18 protein-coding genes and 1 tRNA gene are annotated in these 19,177 nt (G+C 71.8%); 16 read left to right on the top strand and 3 right to left on the bottom strand.

Translation table 11 applies throughout. From position 1 onward, the window contains the following. Position 1: 1 nt before the first annotated feature. Positions 2-73: transfer RNA gene (locus IE172_RS28035), tRNA-Val, on the top strand. 58 nt (positions 74-131) lie between these two features. On the opposite strand, the gene IE172_RS28030 is transcribed toward IE172_RS28035, so the two are convergent. Continuing rightward, the gene (locus IE172_RS28030) at positions 132-857 is read right to left on the bottom strand and encodes a 3'-5' exonuclease (RefSeq protein ID WP_190100111.1); all 726 of its coding nucleotides are present in this window, start codon (positions 855-857) and stop codon (positions 132-134) included. A gap of 167 nt (positions 858-1,024) precedes the next feature. On the opposite strand from IE172_RS28030, the gene IE172_RS28025 reads away from it, so the two are divergent. The 4 genes from IE172_RS28025 to IE172_RS28010 all read left to right on the top strand — a co-directional run bounded on the left by IE172_RS28025 (position 1,025) and on the right by IE172_RS28010 (position 5,524). Further along, the gene (locus IE172_RS28025) at positions 1,025-1,591 is read left to right on the top strand and encodes a DUF4365 domain-containing protein (protein WP_190100110.1); all 567 of its coding nucleotides are present in this window, start codon (positions 1,025-1,027) and stop codon (positions 1,589-1,591) included. Further along, positions 1,588-2,823, top strand: a complete 1,236-nt coding sequence (locus IE172_RS28020) for a single stranded DNA-binding domain-containing protein (protein ID WP_190100109.1) — start codon at positions 1,588-1,590, stop codon at positions 2,821-2,823. Before IE172_RS28025 ends, IE172_RS28020 begins: the two co-directional genes overlap by 4 nt. Positions 2,824-2,916: 93 nt before the next feature. Further along, complete coding sequence (gene thrS, locus IE172_RS28015; protein ID WP_190100108.1) at positions 2,917-4,893, top strand: threonine--tRNA ligase; 1,977 nt, start codon at positions 2,917-2,919, stop codon at positions 4,891-4,893. 82 nt (positions 4,894-4,975) lie between these two features. Beyond that, a complete protein-coding gene (locus IE172_RS28010) occupies positions 4,976-5,524 on the top strand; it encodes an HIT family protein (RefSeq protein ID WP_190100107.1) in 549 nt (182 codons plus the stop codon). 92 nt (positions 5,525-5,616) lie between these two features. Here the strand turns inward: IE172_RS28010 and IE172_RS28005 are convergent, their stop codons facing one another. Both IE172_RS28005 and IE172_RS28000 read right to left on the bottom strand, forming a co-directional pair. Beyond that, positions 5,617-7,272, bottom strand: coding sequence for an AbeC-like domain-containing protein (locus IE172_RS28005; protein ID WP_190100106.1), 1,656 nt, complete (start codon positions 7,270-7,272; stop codon positions 5,617-5,619). 238 nt (positions 7,273-7,510) lie between these two features. After that, complete coding sequence (locus IE172_RS28000; protein WP_190100105.1) at positions 7,511-9,709, bottom strand: elongation factor G-like protein EF-G2; 2,199 nt, start codon at positions 9,707-9,709, stop codon at positions 7,511-7,513. 415 nt (positions 9,710-10,124) lie between these two features. On the opposite strand from IE172_RS28000, the gene pgsA reads away from it, so the two are divergent. The 11 genes from pgsA (at position 10,125) to yajC (ending at position 19,112) form a co-directional block, all read left to right on the top strand. Beyond that, positions 10,125-10,796, top strand: coding sequence for a phosphatidylinositol phosphate synthase (gene pgsA / locus IE172_RS27995; protein WP_190100155.1), 672 nt, complete (start codon positions 10,125-10,127; stop codon positions 10,794-10,796). After that, the gene (locus IE172_RS27990; protein ID WP_190100104.1) at positions 10,793-11,737 is read left to right on the top strand and encodes a phosphatidylinositol mannoside acyltransferase; all 945 of its coding nucleotides are present in this window, start codon (positions 10,793-10,795) and stop codon (positions 11,735-11,737) included. The genes pgsA and IE172_RS27990 overlap by 4 nt, the downstream gene beginning before the upstream one ends. Continuing rightward, the gene (locus IE172_RS27985) at positions 11,734-12,897 is read left to right on the top strand and encodes a glycosyltransferase family 4 protein (RefSeq protein WP_190100103.1); all 1,164 of its coding nucleotides are present in this window, start codon (positions 11,734-11,736) and stop codon (positions 12,895-12,897) included. Before IE172_RS27990 ends, IE172_RS27985 begins: the two co-directional genes overlap by 4 nt. A gap of 156 nt (positions 12,898-13,053) precedes the next feature. Beyond that, positions 13,054-13,596, top strand: coding sequence for a LemA family protein (locus IE172_RS27980; RefSeq protein ID WP_190100102.1), 543 nt, complete (start codon positions 13,054-13,056; stop codon positions 13,594-13,596). 138 nt (positions 13,597-13,734) lie between these two features. Next, complete coding sequence (gene pdxS / locus IE172_RS27975) at positions 13,735-14,646, top strand: pyridoxal 5'-phosphate synthase lyase subunit PdxS (RefSeq protein ID WP_189560261.1); 912 nt, start codon at positions 13,735-13,737, stop codon at positions 14,644-14,646. A gap of 7 nt (positions 14,647-14,653) precedes the next feature. Continuing rightward, a complete protein-coding gene (gene pdxT, locus IE172_RS27970; RefSeq protein ID WP_190100101.1) occupies positions 14,654-15,262 on the top strand; it encodes a pyridoxal 5'-phosphate synthase glutaminase subunit PdxT in 609 nt (202 codons plus the stop codon). A gap of 48 nt (positions 15,263-15,310) precedes the next feature. Then, positions 15,311-16,063, top strand: coding sequence for a YebC/PmpR family DNA-binding transcriptional regulator (locus tag IE172_RS27965; RefSeq protein ID WP_190100100.1), 753 nt, complete (start codon positions 15,311-15,313; stop codon positions 16,061-16,063). A gap of 107 nt (positions 16,064-16,170) precedes the next feature. After that, the gene (gene ruvC, locus IE172_RS27960; protein WP_190100099.1) at positions 16,171-16,755 is read left to right on the top strand and encodes a crossover junction endodeoxyribonuclease RuvC; all 585 of its coding nucleotides are present in this window, start codon (positions 16,171-16,173) and stop codon (positions 16,753-16,755) included. Then, entirely contained in the window at positions 16,752-17,357 is a 606-nt protein-coding gene (gene ruvA, locus IE172_RS27955) for a Holliday junction branch migration protein RuvA (RefSeq protein WP_190100098.1), read from the top strand. Before ruvC ends, ruvA begins: the two co-directional genes overlap by 4 nt. Before the next feature lie 27 nt (positions 17,358-17,384). Then, complete coding sequence (ruvB, locus tag IE172_RS27950; protein WP_190100097.1) at positions 17,385-18,458, top strand: Holliday junction branch migration DNA helicase RuvB; 1,074 nt, start codon at positions 17,385-17,387, stop codon at positions 18,456-18,458. 165 nt (positions 18,459-18,623) lie between these two features. Next, entirely contained in the window at positions 18,624-19,112 is a 489-nt protein-coding gene (gene yajC / locus IE172_RS27945) for a preprotein translocase subunit YajC (RefSeq protein WP_190100096.1), read from the top strand. The last annotated feature ends 65 nt before the right edge of the window (positions 19,113-19,177 follow it).

Below are 19,177 nucleotides of genomic sequence, written 5' to 3'. Positions count from 1 at the left end.
CGGGCGATTAGCTCAGTGGGAGAGCGCTTCGTTCACACCGAAGAGGTCACTGGTTCGAACCCAGTATCGCCCACCGGGAAAAGCCGGTCCGTCCCCGACGGGCCGGCTTTCCGCTGCCCCCGGTACGTTTCTCACGCCGCCGCCGGCAGGTCCGGGCGCAGCGGCCAGGCCGGGTCGACGACCTCCTCCGTGCCGGTGCGCGCGAACCACGACTGCAGCCCTCGCGCCTGCGCCGCGTGCCACAGCGCCTGCAAGGTGTGCAGCTCACCGGGGGACAGCCGCTCGAGCCGGGACGCGAAACGACGCCCCACCGCCCGGGCGACCTCCAGCGCGGCCACCGCGTCCGCCGCCGCCTCGTGCGCCCCCTCCAGCGGCACCTCGTAGTACGCGCACAGGTCGCTCAGGGTGCGGCGCCCCTTGCGATAGCGGTCCAGATGCTTGTCGAGCACCCACGGGTCCAGCACCAGCAGCGGCGACCGCTCGAACCACCCGCTCAGCGACGACGCCCGGTGCCGGCGCAACTCCCGGTCCAGCAGCGTCAGATCGAACGGCGCGTTCATCACCACCACCGGCCGGCCCACCCGGGCCTGCTCCGCCAGCGCCTGCGCCACCTCGTACATCACCGGCGCCGGCCACCGGCCGTTGCGCTGCAGATGCTCGTCGGTCAGCCCGTGCACCCGTGTCGCCCCGGCCGGCACCGGGACCCCGGGATTCACCAGCCAGCGCGTCACCCGGGGCCGGCTGCCCGGCGCGTCCTGGACGACGAGAGCGGCCGACACGATCCGGTCGTTCTCGACATCCACACCCGTCGTCTCCGTGTCGAACGCGGCCAACGGCCCTTCGTACCAGCACGCCATACCCAACAACCCCTCTACCACCATCGGCAGTTGACGAACAGTCCACCGCCCGGAGCGGTGATACCCGGGCTGTTTGCGCCGTACGCCGGAAGGAGACAACAGGAGTACGGGTCTTTGCAGTTCAGTGACCCGCACGGGGAAAACACTGTTCTGGAAGGCTGTTGGCCATGGCCGTCGCCCAGCCCGAACGGGGCGGGCTGCTGCCCGAGCGCACGCCGGCCTCTCGCGGCACCCTCGCCACGACCGCCTGCATGGAGACCCTGCAGGTCGGCTATCTGCATGCCGTCGCCGCCGCCGCGGGCTGTTCGCTCTCCCAGCCCTTCCCGGACAACGGCATCGACTGGCACGTCAGCCACAGCGCCGCCGGACACACCGTCGACGACGAGGTCACCATCAAGGTGCAGCTCAAGGCGACCTACCAGCTCGCCCCCGAACCGCCGGGCCGTTCCTTCTCCTTCACGCTCGACAACGCCCACCTCGCCAAACTCGCCCGCACCCCGGTGGCCGTGCACAAGATCCTCGTCGTGATGATCGTGCCCCGCTCGCAGGACGACTGGCTGCGCGCCGGACACGACCGCCTCGACCTGCGGCACTGCTGCTACTGGACCAACCTGGCGGGACACCCGGTCACCGGCCGGCACCGCACCACCGTGCGGATCCCCACCTCACGCATCTTCGACGACCGGGCGCTGTGCGAGATCATGACGCGGGTCGGGACCGGAGGGAAACCGTGACGCACCGCCCGACCGGGGAGCCCCTGCGGCCCGTCCGCCCCCATCCCGCCGACCCCGCCCTCGACGGCCGCCCGCCCGAGCCCGCCGACACCGACCCCGCCGTGCTCACCGCCCTGCTCCACCGGCACGGCTGGCAGCGGCGCGGCGGCGTCACCGGACGCTACGGGCGGTGGACACCGCCCGGACCGGGCACCGGCACCAGCCTCCTGGTACCGGTGAGCCGCGCCTTCCCCGACAGCGAGGACCTGCTCGCCGAGGCGCTGCTGGCCCTCTCCCGCAGCGGCGCCCCCCGCGCCCGCGACATCCTGCTGGCCCTGGCCGTGCCCAGCGACGAGATCCACTGGTCGCGCGACATACCGGCCGGCCCCGGCGGCGGCACCGCCTGGAGCGCGGAGGAACACCTGCGGTCCGCCGCCCGCCGGATCCTGCTGGCCGCCGCCCTCGCCACCCGCGCCCGCACCGGATTCCACGGCGCCCGGCACCGGCGTCCGGCCGCCGCCGTGCTCGACACCGTCCTGGTCGGGCCCGCGCCGGGAGGACGCCGGCTCACCGCCTTCGCCCCCGTCACCACCGGCCGCTCCCTCGCCGTCTGCCTCCACCACGCCCTGTACGCCGTCCGCGAGGCCATCGACTACCGCCGCGCCACCGGCGGCATGGACGCCTTCGACACCGCCGTCGCGGCGGGCGTCAGCCACGAGCTCACCGAGGCCCTCGTCGCCCTGGTCCGCGGCACCGAGGGCGCCCGCGTCGGCGTCGCCTGGGCGCCGGCGGCCGGTGTGCCCGGCGGCTGCGCGGCCGACCCGGAACCCGTCGAGTTCTCCCCCGGCGACCTGCCCGTCCTGCGCGAGGCCGGCCCGCGCTACCGGCGGGCGGAGCCGTCCGTCACCGTACGGATCACCGGCACCGTCGTACGGATGCACCGGTCCGGGCCCCGCGGCGACGGCGTGATCCGGCTGCGCGTGCTCGCCGGAGCCGAGATAGGGCAGGTCCGCGCGACGCTCGGTGAGGAGGACTACCGCGTCGCCGGACACGCCCACCTCGTCGGACTGCCGGTCCGCGTGCGGGGACGGCTGGAGAGCCGGGGCGGCTTCCGCCGGCTCACCGAAGCCCGCGACCTGGCGCCGGTGCGGGTCGACGACGCCGAGCGGGACCGCCTGCTCAAGGCGCTCCAGGCGAACGCCGAGACCGCGGCCTTCTTCGGCGAGGCCCGCGGTCCCGACGAAGGACGGTGATTTCGCGGAGCACCCGCCCGGGTCGGTACGATCGCACCCATGCGTGCGCTCGGGTATGGCGCCGCGACCACAGCCTTCAGTCAGGAGAGACCGGTGTCAGACGTCCGTGTGATCATCCAACGCGATTCCGAGCGGGAAGAACGCGTGGTGACGACGGGCACCACGGCCGCCGAGCTCTTCGCCGGTGAGCGCACGGTCGTCGCCGCGCGCGTGGCCGGCGAGCTCAGGGACCTCTCGTACGAGGTCGGGGACGGCGAGACCGTGGAGGGCGTCGAGATCTCCTCCGAGGACGGCCTGAACATCCTGCGCCACTCCACCGCGCACGTCATGGCCCAGGCCGTGCAGGAGCTGTTCCCCGAGGCCAAGCTGGGCATCGGCCCGCCGGTCCGGGACGGCTTCTACTACGACTTCGACGTGGACAGGCCCTTCCACCCCGATGACCTCAAGGCCATCGAGAAGAAGATGCAGGAGATCCAGAAGCGCGGCCAGCGCTTCTCCCGCCGCGTCGTCACCGACGACGAGGCCCGTGAGGAGCTCGCCGACGAGCCGTACAAGCTGGAGCTGATCGGCCTCAAAGGTTCCGCCTCGCACGACGACGGCGCGGACGTCGAGGTCGGCGCCGGCGAGCTGACGATCTACGACAACCTGGACGCCAGGACCGGCGAGCTGTGCTGGAAGGACCTCTGCCGCGGGCCCCACCTGCCCACCACCCGGAACATCCCGGCGTTCAAGCTGATGCGCAACGCGGCCGCCTACTGGCGCGGCAGCGAGAAGAACCCCATGCTCCAGCGCATCTACGGCACCGCCTGGCCCTCCAAGGAGGAGCTGAAGGCGCACCTGGAGTTCCTCGCCGAGGCCGAGAAGCGCGACCACCGCAAGCTGGGCAGCGAGCTCGACCTGTTCTCCATCCCGGAGCAGATCGGTTCCGGCCTTGCCGTCTTCCACCCCAAGGGCGGCATCATCCGCCGGGTCATGGAGGACTACTCGCGCCGCCGCCACGAGGAGGAGGGCTACGAGTTCGTCTACACCCCGCACGCGACGAAGGGGAAGCTCTTCGAGACCTCGGGCCACCTGGACTGGTACGCCGACGGCATGTACCCGCCCATGCAGCTCGACGAGGGCGTGGACTACTACCTCAAGCCCATGAACTGCCCGATGCACAACCTGATCTTCGACGCGCGAGGCCGGTCCTACCGTGAACTGCCGCTGCGCCTCTTCGAGTTCGGGACCGTGTACCGCTACGAGAAGTCGGGCGTCGTGCACGGCCTGACCCGCGCCCGCGGCTTCACCCAGGACGACGCGCACATCTACTGCACCCGCGAGCAGATGTCGGAGGAGCTCGACAAGACGCTCACCTTCGTCCTGAACCTGCTGCGCGACTACGGTCTGACCGACTTCTACCTGGAGCTGTCCACCAAGGACCCGGAGAAGTTCGTCGGCTCCGACGAGGCGTGGGAGGAGGCGACCGAGACGCTGCGCCAGGTCGCCGAGAAGCAGGGCCTGCCCCTGGTCCCGGACCCGGGCGGCGCCGCCTTCTACGGCCCGAAGATCTCGGTCCAGGCCAAGGACGCGATCGGCCGCACCTGGCAGATGTCGACCATCCAGCTCGACTTCAACCTGCCGGAGCGCTTCGACCTGGAGTACACGGCCGCGGACGGCTCCAAGACCCGCCCGGTCATGATCCACCGCGCGCTGTTCGGCTCGATCGAGCGGTTCTTCGCGGTACTGCTCGAGCACTACGCGGGCGCGTTCCCGGCCTGGCTGGCGCCGGTGCAGGCGATCGGCATCCCGATCGGCGACGCGCACGTCGAGTACCTGGAGAAGTTCGCGGAGGCGGCCCGCAAGCAGGGGCTCCGCGTCGAGGTCGACTCCTCCTCCGACCGCATGCAGAAGAAGATCCGCAACGCCCAGAAGCAGAAGGTGCCCTTCATGGTCATCGCGGGCGACGAGGACATGACCAACGGCGCGGTGTCCTTCCGCTACCGCGACGGCTCGCAGGAGAACGGCATCCCCGTCGACGAGGCCATCGCCAAGATCGCGAAGGTCGTCGAGGAGCGGGCGCAGGTCTGACCACGGAACCGACCCCACGGCCCCCGGGAGTGCTCCCGGGGGCCTTTTCCGCGGTTTCCCGGCGACGCCATATGCTGCACACATGACGAGTGAGCCGGAGCAGCAGTTGGGAGTGGGCACGCAGGACGCGTTCCAGCGTCTGTGGACGCCCCACCGGATGGCGTACATCCAGGGCGAGAACAAGCCGACCGGCCCGGGCGCCGACGACGGCTGCCCCTTCTGCTCGATCCCGGCCACGTCCGACGAGGACGGGCTGGTCCTCCGGCGCGGCGAGCTGGTGTACGCGGTGCTCAATCTCTACCCGTACACGGGCGGCCACCTGATGACGGTGCCGTACCGGCACGTCGCCGACTACACGGAGCTCACGGCCGAGGAGACCGCGGAGCTCGCGGGACTCACCAAGCAGGCGATGACCGCGCTGCGGACGGCGTCCGGCGCGCACGGATTCAACATCGGCATGAACCAGGGCACGGTCGCCGGGGCGGGCATCGCCGCCCACCTGCACCAGCACGTCGTCCCGCGCTGGGGCGGCGACACCAACTTCATGCCCGTGGTGGGCCACACCAAGGTGCTCCCGCAGCTTCTCGGAGACACGAGGAAGATGCTCGCGGAAGCCTGGCCGACGGACTGACGCCGGCGTCGGCCGGCCCGTCCGGCCCGACGGGGGTCCGGGGGCGCGGCCCCCGGAAGCCGGGCCCGGCCACGCCCCCGCCCGCCGCGGGCCTACGCGTCGTACACGTCCGCCTTCTTCGGGGCGGCGTCCTGCACCGCCGTGCTGAGGAACGACGACCGCGACCCGAACTTCTCCGTGTCCACGCCGTTCTCCTCCAGCACCTTGATCGCGGCCGAGTGCACCACCCGCAGCACCGGCGCCGCCGCCCGCAACGCGTCGTCCGCCATGAACCGGTGCCGCCACGGCTTGTCCGCCCACGCGTGCCGCAGGCCGAACGGCTCCGGCAGACTGAGCTTGCCGCCCAGCCAGTACAGCAGCGGCGGGTACCAGGTCAGCGGTGCCCGGGCGGCCAGGCGTACCACCTCGTCCGCGTCGACCAGCGGGAGCTTCACCTTCCGGGTCTCCCAGAACCTGATCGACTTCTGGACCTCCTTCTCCTTGGCCGCGGGCGCGCTGGTGAACAGGGAGTGCACGGGGCCGAGCGCGTGACCGGTCACCTCGATGCGCAGCGTCTCGTGCAGCACGGTCACGGTGATCAGCATGGTGAGCACCAGCTGGCCGTCCCACAACGTCCACTGCACACCCAGGTAGTGCCGGTCACCGGCGCCGAACTGCTGCTTGTTGCAGATGTCCTGTATGGCGTGCGACTTGATCTGGTACGCCTCGACGTCCGTGCCCTCCGGACGCGACACCGCCGTGGCGTTCTCCCCGATCGGCGTGACGATCCAGTGCCGCACCGACGGCTTGGGGAAGCCCCCGGTGTGCAGCGGGCCGCGCTCCAGCATCCGCAGCCGGTCGTGGATGGCCCTGACGACGTCCCAGCTGCGGAAGGGGTTGATCTCCCGGCCGGGGTCGGCGGGCACCAGCTCCTCGGCGAGCTGCCAGCTGCCCCAGCGCGTGCCCATGCCGAGTATGCCCTTGGGGCCGGCGTAGAACACGGAGTTGGACTGCTGCTCGGCGCTGAGCCGGGCCAGGGACTGGCGCAGCTGTTCGGCCGCCGTCTCACCGGGGCTGGAGGGGACCGCCTCGGGCACCTTGGCGCCGATGCTGCTCCCGGAGAGCAGACTGCTCCACCGCTCGCGCAGGTCCCTCGCCGTGCGTTCGCAGATCCGCTTGGCCCAGAACCAGCCCACCACCGGGGCGATCACCGAGGCGCGCGCGTACCAGGCCCAGAACCCGTCGAACGGCATGCGCAGCAGGAACAGCACGGCGAGGCCGGCCACCGCGACCAGCAGGACGGTGGCGAGCGCGCCGGCCCGCTTGTCCTCGCGCCGGGTCATCGTCGTACGGATCTGGAAGACCAGCAGCCATACGATCAGACCGGGCAGGAAGAGCAGCCCGCACAGGACCATCACGGCGCTCAGCCAGTTGTCCCGCTCGCGGCGGATGCGGTGCGCCGCGAGGGCGTGTTCGACCACGACCTGCGGCTGGGTACCGAAGGACTGGATGAGCGGTGCGCGGCCGGACCCCAGCATGCGGTCGATGACGGCCCGGGAGAACGCCTCGCCCAGATTGGGCCGGAACAGCTTGATGCGCGGCTTGCCGACCTCCGACTTGTGCCACTCGTTGTTGGCCTTGAGTATCTCGTCGGCCTCGTTGTCCCGGTAGGCCGCCGAGGCCAGCGCGAACGTCGGCGTCTGTCCTTCGTCGCCGGTGCGCGGCACCTGCGGACCGAAGAAATCCGCGTAGCCGCTCTCCACGGTCATTCCCGCCCCCGATCGCCGCGACTGTCGTCTTGCGGCCTTCCCGACTTCCTTGCTCCGCACACCTGTTGATCTGGTCTTCAGCGTATCCGCAGCCGCGCGCATCCGTGGGCGGACCGCGGGAGCGGTCCACCGGTACGGAGTGAAGCATTCCCGGGCCGCCGCGGGACAAGCGGCGTACGCGGCCCGGGCGGCGTACGCGGGCGCCCGCCGGGCAGGCAGGCGAACGCCCGGCGCGCGACTACGAGGCCTTGCGCCCCTCCTCCTTGACCCGTTCCGCGACCTGCGGCGGCATCGGTTCGTGCCGCGCGTACCGGCGGCTGAAGCGGGCGGTGCCGTGCGAGAGGGAGCGCAGGTCGACGGAGTAGCGGCCGATCTCGATCTCCGGGACCTCGGCCCTGATGAGTGTGCGCCCGCCGGCGGACTGCTCGGTGCCGAGCACCCGGCCGCGCCGGCCGGAGAGGTCGCTCATGACGGGGCCGACGTACTCGTCGCCCACCAGCACGCTCACCTCGGCCACCGGTTCCAGCAGGTGGATCCTGGCGTCGGCGGCGGCCTCGCGCAGCGCCAGCGCGCCCGCCGTCTGGAACGCGGCGTCGGAGGAGTCCACCGAGTGCGCCTTGCCGTCCAGCAGGGTCACCCGCACGTCGATGAGCGGATGCCCCGCGGCGACCCCCTTGACGGCCTGCGCCCGGACGCCCTTCTCCACCGACGGGATGAACTGCCGGGGGACCGCGCCGCCGACCACCTTGTCCACGAACTCGATGCCCGACCCGTTCGGCAGCGGCTCCACCTCGATCTCGCAGATGGCGAACTGCCCGTGTCCGCCCGACTGCTTGACGTGCCGGCCCCGCCCGGCCGCCCTGGCGCCGAAGGTCTCCCTGAGCGGCACCCGGTGCGGCACGACGTCGACCTGGACGCCGTAACGGCTGCGCAGCCGCTCCAGGGCCACGTCGGCGTGCGCCTCACCCATGCACCACAGCACCACCTGGTGGGTGTCCTGGTTCTGTTCCAGCCGCATCGTCGGATCCTCCGCGACCAGCCGGGCCAGCCCCTGGGACAGCTTGTCCTCGTCCGGCTTGCTGTGGGCCTCGATGGCCAGCGGCAGCAGCGGGTCGGGCATCTCCCAGGGCTCCATGAGCAGCGGGTCGTCCTTCGCGGACAGGGTGTCGCCGGTCTCCGCGCGGCTCAGTTTCGCCACGCACGCCAGGTCGCCGGCGATGACGTGCGACACGGGCCGCTGCTGCTTGCCGAACGGGGTGGACAGATTGCCGATCCGCTCGTCCATGTCGTGGTCCTCGTGCCCCCGGTCGCCCAGCCCGTGCCCGGAGACGTGGACGGTCTGGTCGGCGCGGAGCGTGCCGGAGAAGACGCGGATCAGGGAGATCCGGCCGACGTAGGGGTCGGAGGACGTCTTCACGACCTCGGCGACCAGCGGAGCGTCAGGGTCGCACGGCTTCAGCTCGCGCGGCCTGCCGTCGACCGTGGTCACCTCGGGCGTGCCGTGTTCGAGGGGCGTCGGGAAACCGCCGGTGATCAGGTCCAGCAGCTCGACCGTGCCGAGCCCCTGGCGGGAGCCCTCGGCGGCGGGAGCGGCGGCCAGAACGGGGAAGAACACCCCGCGTGCGACGGCCCGTTCCAGGTCCTCGATCAGTGTCCCGACGTCGACCTGTTCACCGCCGAGGTAGCGGTCCATGAGGGTCTCGTCCTCGCTCTCGGCGATGATCCCCTCGATGAGCCGGCCGCGGGCCTCCTCGATGAGGGGGAGCCGTTCCTCGCCCGGCTCGGACTCCTTGCGCTCGCCGCCGGAGTAGTCGAACAGCTTCTGTGTCAGCAGTCCGATCAGACCGTGCACGGGCGCGTGCCCGTCCGGCCCCTCCGGTCCGTGCAGCGGCAGGTACAGCGGCAGTACGGCGTCGGGGTCGTCCCCGCCGAAGGCCTCCGCGCAGACACGGGTCATCTCGTCGAAGTCCGCCCGGGCGGCCTCCAGGTGCGTGACGACGATGGCGCGCGGCATGCCCACCGCCGCGCACTCGTCCCACACCATGCGGGTCGAGCCGTCCACGCCGTCCGAGGCCGAGACGACGAAGAGGGCCGCGTCCGCCGCCCGCAGACCGGCCCGCAGTTCCCCGACGAAGTCGGCGTATCCGGGGGTGTCCAGCAGATTGACCTTGATGCCGTCCCATTCGACCGGCACCAGGGAGAGCTGTACCGAGCGCTGCTGCCGGTGCTCGATGTCGTCGTAGTCGGAGACGGCGGTGCCGTCCTCCACGCGGCCCGCCCGGTTCACCGCCCCCGCGGTCAGCGCGAGAGCCTCCACCAGGGTCGTCTTGCCCGATCCGGAGTGGCCGACCAGCACCACATTCCGTACGGACGTGGGGTGGTCGGCCGCTCGTGCCCTGCCGGCGGCCCCGGGGTGTGCATGCGCCTTGTCGCCCATGATCCTGCCTCCCGTGCACGGTGAGGTCACTGTGGGCGCGGACCCGCGGAATCCGCGTGCGGTGCGGCTCCGGCGACGCCCGCGGTCATTCGAGCTTTCCACTCCCGTCACGGTGCGTCCATACGAACGACGCGATCCCGGCGCCCGGCGCCCGCGGCGCCACGGATCCGGACCGCCCGGCCGCGCCGCGCGGGGGATGCGTCCCTGACGGCCACCCGTGCCCCGCCGGCGGCCGTCAGGGACGGAACGTCGCACGGGCCGGGGCGGCCCCGTCCGGCGCCCGCGGGCAGGCGGCACGACCCGGGGCGGTCCCCGCCTGTGGGGGTAAGGCCGTCACCCACCCGTGCGCGTGGCTACGATTGCACCCGCCGGTGGCCAGCAGGGCCGCTCGGCCACACCGACCGTCGGGAAGGCCATGCTGAACAAGTACGCGCGTGCATTCTTCACGCGTGTCCTCACACCGTTCGCCGCGTTTCTCATCCGGCGGGGGGTCAGCCCGGACACGGTCACGCTCATCGGCACCGCCGGTGTGGTCGCGGGCGCGCTGGTCTTCTACCCCATGGGCGAGTTCTTCTGGGGCACGATCGTCATCACGCTGTTCGTGTTCTCCGACCTCGTCGACGGCAACATGGCCCGCCAGCTCGGCCGCTCGAGCCGCTGGGGGGCCTTCCTGGACTCCACCCTCGACCGGGTGGCCGACGGGGCCGTCTTCGGCGGCTTCGCCCTGTGGTACGCGGGGGACGGCGACAACAACGTCCTGTGCGCGGTGTCGATCTTCTGCCTGGCCAGCGGCCAGGTGGTGTCCTACACCAAGGCGCGCGGTGAGTCGATCGGCCTGCCGGTCGCCGTCAACGGTCTGGTCGAGCGGGCCGAGCGGCTGGTGATCTCGCTGGTCGCGGCCGGCCTCGCCGGGCTGCACGCCTTCGGAGTGCCCGGGATCCAGTACCTGCTGCCCGTCGCCCTGTGGATCGTCGCCGTGGGCAGCCTGGTCACGCTGATCCAGCGGGTCGTCACCGTGCGCCGGGAGTCCGCCGAGGCGGAGGCTGCCGAGGCGCAGGAGGCCCGGGGGAGCGAGGCCGCGAAGTGAGCGCCCAGGAGCGGTTCACCGACGCCCTGTACGGCGCCGGCTGGGGCACCGTGAAGAAGCTCCCCGAGCCGGTCGCCGTGCGCCTGGGGAGGACCATCGCCGACACCGCGTGGAAGCGGCGCGGCGAGGGCGTGCTGCGGCTGGAGAGCAACTACGCGCGGGTCGTGCCGGACGCGGGACCGGAGCGGCTCGCGGAGCTGTCCCGCGCGGGCATGCGGTCGTACCTGCGCTACTGGATGGAGTCGTTCCGGCTGCCCGCCTGGAGCGCCGAACGGATCGCGTCCGGCTTCGTCCCCAAGGACCTGCACCACCTGACCGACGGCCTGGCGGCCGGCAAGGGCGTCGTCCTCGCGCTGCCGCACCTCGCCAACTGGGACCTCGCCGGCGCCTGGGTCACCACCAAGCTGGGCATACCGTTCACCACCGTCGCCGAGCGGCTGAAGCCCGAGACGCTGTACGACCGCTTCGTCGCCTACCGCGAGGGCCTCGGCATGGAAGTGCTCCCGCACAGCGGCGGCACCGCCTTCGGCACCCTGGCGCGGCGGCTGCGCGACGGCGGGCTGGTCTGCCTGGTCGCCGACCGCGACCTGTCCTCCTCCGGCGTCGAGGTCGGCTTCTTCGGCGAGAGGGCCCGCATGCCGGCCGGGCCCGCCCTGCTGGCCCAGCAGACCGGGGCGCGGCTGCTGCCGGTCACGCTCTGGTACGACGATTCGCCGGTGATGCGGGGGCGGGTCCATCCGCCGGTCGAGGTGCCGGCGTCAGGCACGCGGGCCGAGAAGACGTCTGTCATGACACAGGCGCTGGCCGACGCCTTCGCCACCGGGATCGCCGACCATCCGGAGGACTGGCACATGCTCCAGCGCTTGTGGCTGAAGGACCTCGACCCCGCGCGGGACCCCGCGCCGGCCCCGTCCGGCGACCAGGAGGAGACCCCGTCGTGAGGATCGGCATCGTCTGCCCCTACTCCTGGGACGTGCCGGGCGGCGTCCAGTTCCACATCCGCGACCTGGCGGAGTACTTCATCCGCCTCGGTCATGACGTGTCCGTCCTCGCCCCGGCCGACGACGACACCCCCCTGCCGCCGTACGTCGTCTCGGCGGGCCGCGCGGTGCCCGTGCCGTACAACGGCTCGGTGGCCCGGCTCAACTTCGGTTTCCTGTCGGCCGCGCGGGTGCGGCGCTGGCTGCACGAGGGCGCCTTCGACGTCGTCCACATCCACGAGCCGACCTCGCCCTCGCTGGGCCTGCTGACCTGCTGGGCGGCCGAGGGGCCGATCGTCGCCACCTTCCACACGTCCAACCCGCGCTCCCGCGCGATGATCGCCGCGTACTCGATCCTCCAGGCCGCCCTGGAGAAGATCAGCGCGCGGATCGCGGTGAGCGAGTACGCCCGCCGCACCCTCGTGGAGCACCTGGGCGGCGACGCGGTGGTCATTCCCAACGGCGTCGACGTCGACTTCTTCGCCGGGGCCGAACCCAGACCGGAGTGGCAGGGGGACACCATCGGCTTCATCGGCCGCATCGACGAGCCCCGCAAGGGTCTGCCGGTGCTGATGAAGGCCCTGCCGAAGATCCTCGCCGCCCGCCCGGCGACGCGGCTGCTGGTCGCGGGCCGGGGCGACGAGGAGGAGGCGGTCGAGTCGCTGCCCGAGGAACTGCGCCCGCGCGTGGAGTTCCTCGGCATGATCAGCGACGAGGACAAGGCCCGCCTTCTGCGCAGCGTCGACGTGTACGTGGCACCCAACACCGGCGGGGAGAGCTTCGGCATCATCCTGGTCGAGGCGATGTCCGCGGGCGCGCCGGTGCTCGCCTCCGACCTCGACGCGTTCGCCCAGGTCCTCGACCGGGGCGCGGCGGGCGAGCTGTTCGCCAACGAGGACGCGGACGCGCTCGCCGAGGCCGCGCTCAGGCTCCTCACCGACCCCGGGCGCCGCGCGGAACTGAGCGCGCGCGGCAGCGCCCACGTCCGCCGCTTCGACTGGTCGACGGTCGGCGCGGACATCCTGTCGGTCTACGAGACGGTGACGGCCGGCGCGGCGGCGGTCGCGGCGGACGACCGCGCCACGGGACTCAGGGCCCGGCTGGGCCTGGCCAGGGACTGAGCGCGGGCCGTCTCCCCCTTCCCGCGGCGGGAAGGGGGAGACGGCCCGTCCGGCACCGAGCGGAGCCGGGTACCGGTCCGTGGCCCTCCGGTCCGAGGGGACGGGGGTGTGCCCCAGGGACGGCGGGCACCCCCGGCGGTACTAGCCTTGCCGCCCGTGACCGCAACCCTCATCTGGATCCTCGTCGCCCTCGTCGTCATCGGTCTCTACCTGAGCTGGACGGCGGGGAGGCTGGACCGGCTGCACGCCCGAATCGACGCCGCCCGCGCCGCGCTCGACGCCCAGCTGCTGCGCCGTGCCTCGGTGGCCCAGGAACTGGCCACCTCCGGGGTGCTCGACCCCGCTGCCTCGATCGTGCTGTACGAGGCCGCGCACGCCGCGCGGCAGGCGGTGGAGGAGCAGCGAGAAGTCGCCGAGAGCGAGCTGACCCAGGCGCTGCGCGCGGTGTTCGCGGACGCCCAGCAGGTGGACGCGGTCAGGGAGGTGCCCGGAGGGGAGGAGGCGGCCCTGGAGCTCGCCGAGGCGGTCCGCAGGGTGCCGATGGCCCGCCGCTTCCACAACGACGCCGTGCGCGCCGCACGCGCCCTGCGCCGGCACCGCAAGGTGCGCTGGTTCCGGCTGGCCGGGCACGCGCCCTTCCCGATGGCCTTCGAGATGGACGACGAGCCCCCGGCCGCGCTGATCGAGCGGGCCGCGTAACGGCCCGCCCCGCCCCGTACCGGGGGCCGCTTCGCCCGAAAACGATCCACCGGCTTCGCATTGGCCCTTGCTGTGGCCTGCTCCGTTCACGTTTCCTCAGTGCTGCAGAAACCCCCTTCCCCCTCAGCGAGGTCATTCGTGTCCAGCACGCTCTCCGAAAACCAGGGTCCCGAGACCGGCACCGCCCGCGTGAAGCGCGGCATGGCCGAGCAGCTCAAGGGCGGCGTGATCATGGACGTCGTCACTCCGGAGCAGGCGAAGATCGCCGAGGACGCCGGAGCCGTCGCCGTCATGGCCCTGGAGCGGGTCCCGGCCGACATCCGCAAGGACGGCGGAGTGGCCCGCATGTCCGACCCGGACATGATCGAGGGCATCATCGACGCGGTGTCCATCCCCGTGATGGCCAAGTCCCGCATCGGCCACTTCGTCGAGGCCCAGGTGCTCCAGTCGCTCGGCGTCGACTACATCGACGAGTCCGAGGTCCTCACCCCGGCCGACGAGGTCAACCACTCCGACAAGTGGGCCTTCACCACCCCCTTCGTGTGCGGTGCCACCAACCTGGGCGAGGCGCTGCGCCGCGTCGCCGAGGGCGCCGCGATGATCCGCTCCAAGGGCGAGGCCGGCACCGGCAACGTCGTCGAGGCCGTACGCCACCTGCGTCAGATCAAGAACGAGATCGCCCGCCTGCGCGGCTACGACAACAACGAGCTGTACGCCGCCGCCAAGGAGCTGCGCGCCCCCTACGAGCTGGTCAAGGAGGTCGCCGAGCTGGGCAAGCTGCCCGTCGTGCTGTTCTCCGCCGGCGGTGTGGCCACCCCCGCCGACGCCGCGCTGATGCGCCAGCTCGGCGCCGAGGGCGTGTTCGTCGGCTCCGGCATCTTCAAGTCCGGCGACCCGGCCAAGCGTGCCGCCGCCATCGTCAAGGCGACCACCTTCTACGACGACCCGAAGATCATCGCGGACGCCTCGCGCAACCTCGGAGAGGCCATGGTCGGCATCAACTGCGACACCCTCCCCGAGACCGAGCGCTACGCCAACCGCGGCTGGTAGTCCGCCGATGAGCGACTCCCTCGTCATCGGCGTCCTGGCGCTCCAGGGCGACGTACGGGAGCACCTCACCGCCCTGGCCGCGGCCGGCGCCGTGGCCAGGCCGGTCAGGCGGCCCGAGGAACTCGCCGAGGTGGACGGCCTGGTCGTCCCCGGCGGCGAGTCGACCACGATCTCCAAGCTGGCCGTCCTGTTCGGCCTGATGGAGCCCCTGCGCGCACGCGTGCGCGACGGCATGCCGGTCTACGGCACCTGCGCGGGAATGATCATGCTCGCGGACAAGATCCTCGACCCCCGCTCGGGCCAGGAGACCGTCGGCGGCATCGACATGATCGTGCGCCGCAACGCCTTCGGACGGCAGAACGAGTCCTTCGAGGCGGCGGTCGACGTCAGGGGCGTCACCGGCGACCCCGTGGAAGGCGTCTTCATCCGCGCGCCCTGGGTGGAGTCCGTCGGCGCCGGGGTCGAGGTCCTCGCCGAACACGCCGGGCACATCGTCGCGGTCCGCCAGGGAAACGCGCTGGCCACCTCGTTCCATCCGGAACTGACCGGCGACCACCGCGTGCACGCCCTCTTCGTCGACATCGCAAGGGCGAAGCGGGCGGCCGAGTCCTTGTAGGATTCCTGCGTTCGTTGCAGAGATGGGTTACGCGAAGGAGACAGGCAGATGTCCGGCCACTCTAAATGGGCCACGACGAAGCACAAGAAGGCCGTGATCGACGCCAAGCGCGGCAAACTCTTCGCGAAGCTGATCAAGAACATCGAGGTCGCCGCGCGTATGGGCGGCGTCGACCTGGACGGCAACCCCACCCTCTACGACGCCGTCCAGAAGGCCAAGAAGTCGTCGGTGCCGAACAAGAACATCGACTCCGCCATCAAGCGCGGTGGCGGTCTCGAGGCCGGCGGCGCGGACTACGAGACGATCATGTACGAGGGCTACGGGCCCAACGGTGTCGCGGTCCTCATCGAGTGCCTCACCGACAACCGCAACCGTGCCGCCTCCGACGTGCGCGTCGCGATGACCCGCAACGGCGGGTCCATGGCCGACCCGGGCTCGGTGTCGTACCTGTTCAACCGCAAGGGCGTGGTGATCGTCCCCAAGGGCGAACTGAGCGAGGACGACGTCCTCACCGCCGTCTTGGACGCCGGCGCCGAGGAGGTCAACGACCTCGGTGAGTCCTTCGAGGTGCTCAGCGAGGCCACCGACCTCGTCGCCGTGCGCACCGCCCTGCAGGACGCCGGGATCGACTACGACTCCGCCGAGGCCAACTTCGTCCCGACCATGCAGGTCGAGCTGGACGAGGAGGGCGCCAGGAAGATCTTCAAGCTCATCGACGCCCTGGAGGACAGCGACGACGTGCAGAACGTCTTCGCCAACTTCGACGTGAGCGACGAGATCATGGAGAAGGTCGACGCGTAACGCGCCCACTGCTCAGCGGGCCGGCGGGACACTTCCGCCGGCCCGTCGCTCTGTCAGTGGCACCCGATAGCCTGCACAAACAGGTGATCGAGGGAGAGGGCCGGCGCGTGCGCGTACTGGGGGTGGACCCGGGACTGACCCGGTGCGGTGTGGGCGTCGTCGAGGGCGTCGCGGGCAGACCGCTCACCATGCTCGGCGTGGGCGTCGTCCGCACCCCGCCGGACGCCGACCTCGGCCACCGCCTCGTCGCCGTCGAGCAGGGTCTCGAACAATGGCTGGACGAGCACCGGCCCGAGTTCGTCGCCGTGGAGCGCGTCTTCAGCCAGCACAACGTGCGCACCGTGATGGGCACCGCCCAGGCCAGCGCGGTGGCGATCCTGTGCGCCTCCCGCCGCGGCATCCCCGTCGCCCTGCACACCCCCAGCGAGGTCAAGGCCGCCGTCACCGGATCGGGCCGCGCAGACAAGGCTCAGGTCGGCGCCATGGTCACCCGGCTGCTGCGGCTCGACGCGCCGCCGAAACCGGCCGACGCCGCCGACGCCCTCGCGCTCGCCATCTGCCACATCTGGCGCGCCCCCGCCCAGAACCGGCTCCAGCAGGCCGCCGCCCGGCACGCCGCCGGAACCGCCCGCGTGCCGGGAACGGCCCGCACCCCCCGATCCCCGCACGCATCGAAAGGCCGTACGACATGATCGCCTTCGTCAGCGGCACGGTCGCCGCCCTCGCCCCCGACACCGCGGTGGTCGAGGTCGGCGGCGTGGGCATGGCCGTGCACTGCACGCCGAACACCCTCTCCACGCTCCGGGTGGGCAAGCCCGCGAAGCTCGCCACCTCCCTCGTCGTGCGGGAGGACTCCCTCACCCTGTACGGCTTCGCCGACGACGACGAGCGCCAGGTCTTCGAGCTGCTCCAGACCGCCAGCGGCGTCGGCCCCCGGCTGGCCCAGGCGATGCTCGCCGTGCACGCCCCCGACGCCCTGCGCCGAGCCGTCTCCACCGGCGACGAGAAGGCACTGACCGCCGTCCCCGGCATCGGCAAGAAGGGCGCCCAGAAGCTGCTGCTGGAGCTGAAGGACCGCCTCGGCGAGCCGCTCGGCGCCCCCGCCGTCGGCGCGCCGGTCACCACCGGCTGGCGCGACCAGCTCCACGCCGCCCTGATCGGCCTCGGCTACGCGACCCGCGAGGCCGACGAAGCCGTCTCCGCGGTCACCCCGCAGGCGGAGGCGGCGGAGGGCACCCCGCAGGTGGGGCAGCTCCTCAAGGCTGCCCTGCAGACGCTCAACCGCGCCCGATAGCCCGTACCGAGAGCCGAGGCAACGCACATGAACTGGGACGACACCACCGACACCGACGCCACCGGCGAGCGGCTGGTGGGCCCTGTCGCCGACCGCGAGGACCAGGCCGTCGAGGCCGCCCTGCGCCCGAAGGACCTCGGCGAGTTCATCGGCCAGGAGAAGGTCCGTGAACAGCTCGACCTCGTCCTGCGCGCCGCGCGCGCACGCGGCGCCACCGCCGACCACGTGCTGCTCTCCGGTGCCCCCGGCCTCGGCAAGACCACCCTCTCCATGATCATCGCCGCCGAGATGGAAGCCCCCATCCGCATCACCTCGGGCCCCGCCATCCAGCACGCGGGCGACCTCGCGGCGATCCTCTCCTCCCTCCAGGAGGGCGAGGTGCTCTTCCTCGACGAGATCCACCGCATGTCCCGGCCCGCCGAGGAGATGCTCTACATGGCGATGGAGGACTTCCGCGTCGACGTCATCGTCGGCAAGGGCCCCGGCGCGACCGCCATCCCCCTCGAACTGCCCCCCTTCACCCTGGTCGGCGCCACCACCCGGGCCGGCCTGCTGCCGCCCCCGCTGCGCGACCGCTTCGGCTTCACCGCGCACATGGAGTTCTACGAGCCCGCCGAACTGGAGCGGGTCGTCCACCGCTCGGCGGGCCTGCTCGACGTGGAGATCGACGCCGACGGCGCCGCGGAGATCGCCGGCCGTTCCCGCGGCACGCCCCGGATCGCCAACCGGCTGCTGCGCCGCGTCCGGGACTACGCGCAGGTCAAGGCCGACGGTCTGATCAACCGCGACATCGCCGCGGCGGCCCTCGCCGTCTACGAGGTCGACGCCCGGGGTCTGGACCGGCTGGACCGGGCGGTGCTCGAGGCACTGCTCAAACTGTTCGGCGGCGGGCCGGTCGGCCTGTCGACGCTCGCTGTCGCAGTGGGGGAGGAGCGTGAGACCGTGGAAGAGGTGGCCGAGCCCTTCCTCGTGAGGGAAGGGCTACTCGCCCGCACCCCCCGCGGACGGGTCGCCACCCCGGCGGCATGGGCGCACCTCGGACTCGTACCGCCCCGCCCGGCGGCCCCGGGAAACGGACAAGGGGACCTGTTCGGGACGTGACGGCGAGCGCGTTGGCCCAGGCAGGAACCTGGGTGCCATGCTGAGCGTTGTTCCGTTGACGCGGACTCGCTTAGACTCCGCCGATGCCACCGTTGTCGGCGGCATCACATACCCCCAACCATCAGGCCGTTCACCAGCGCGGTCGTGTGAAGGAAGTTCCGACCCGTGAGTCTCCTGACCCTCCTCCCGTTCATTGTGCTCATCGGGGCCATGTTCCTGATGACCCGGTCGGCCAAGAAGAAGCAGCAAGAGGCCATCGAGATGCGGAACCAGATGCAGCCCGGTTCCGGCGTCCGCACCATCGGGGGCATGTACGCCACGGTCAAGGAGGTCAACGAGGACACGGTCCTCCTCGACGCCGGCCCGGGCGTCGAGCTGCTGTTCGCCAAGAACTCGATCGGTGCCGTCCTGTCCGACGAGGAGTACAACCGCATCGTCCACGGGATCGAGCACGACCTGAAGTCCGACGTCGTCCCCGACGACGCCTCCTCCCTCACCGAGACCGACGACTCCTCCGACGCTGCCGCCGCCTCCGACGACACGCCTGTCGACCTCGGCAAGAAGGACGCGGCCGACGAGCCGGCCGACACCGCCGACGAGGCGAAGGCGCAAGCGCAGCCGAAGAAGTCCGAGGGCGACTCCGACGCGAAGTAGTCGTGTCCCGGGGCGCGCGGGTGCCGCCCGCGCGCGCCGGGACATGCCCAGCTCGCACGGAATCC

The sequence above is a fragment of the Streptomyces griseoflavus genome (assembly GCF_014649995.1).
Lineage (GTDB): Bacteria > Actinomycetota > Actinomycetes > Streptomycetales > Streptomycetaceae > Streptomyces > Streptomyces griseoflavus.
This window is presented reverse-complemented; position numbering and strand designations above follow the sequence as displayed.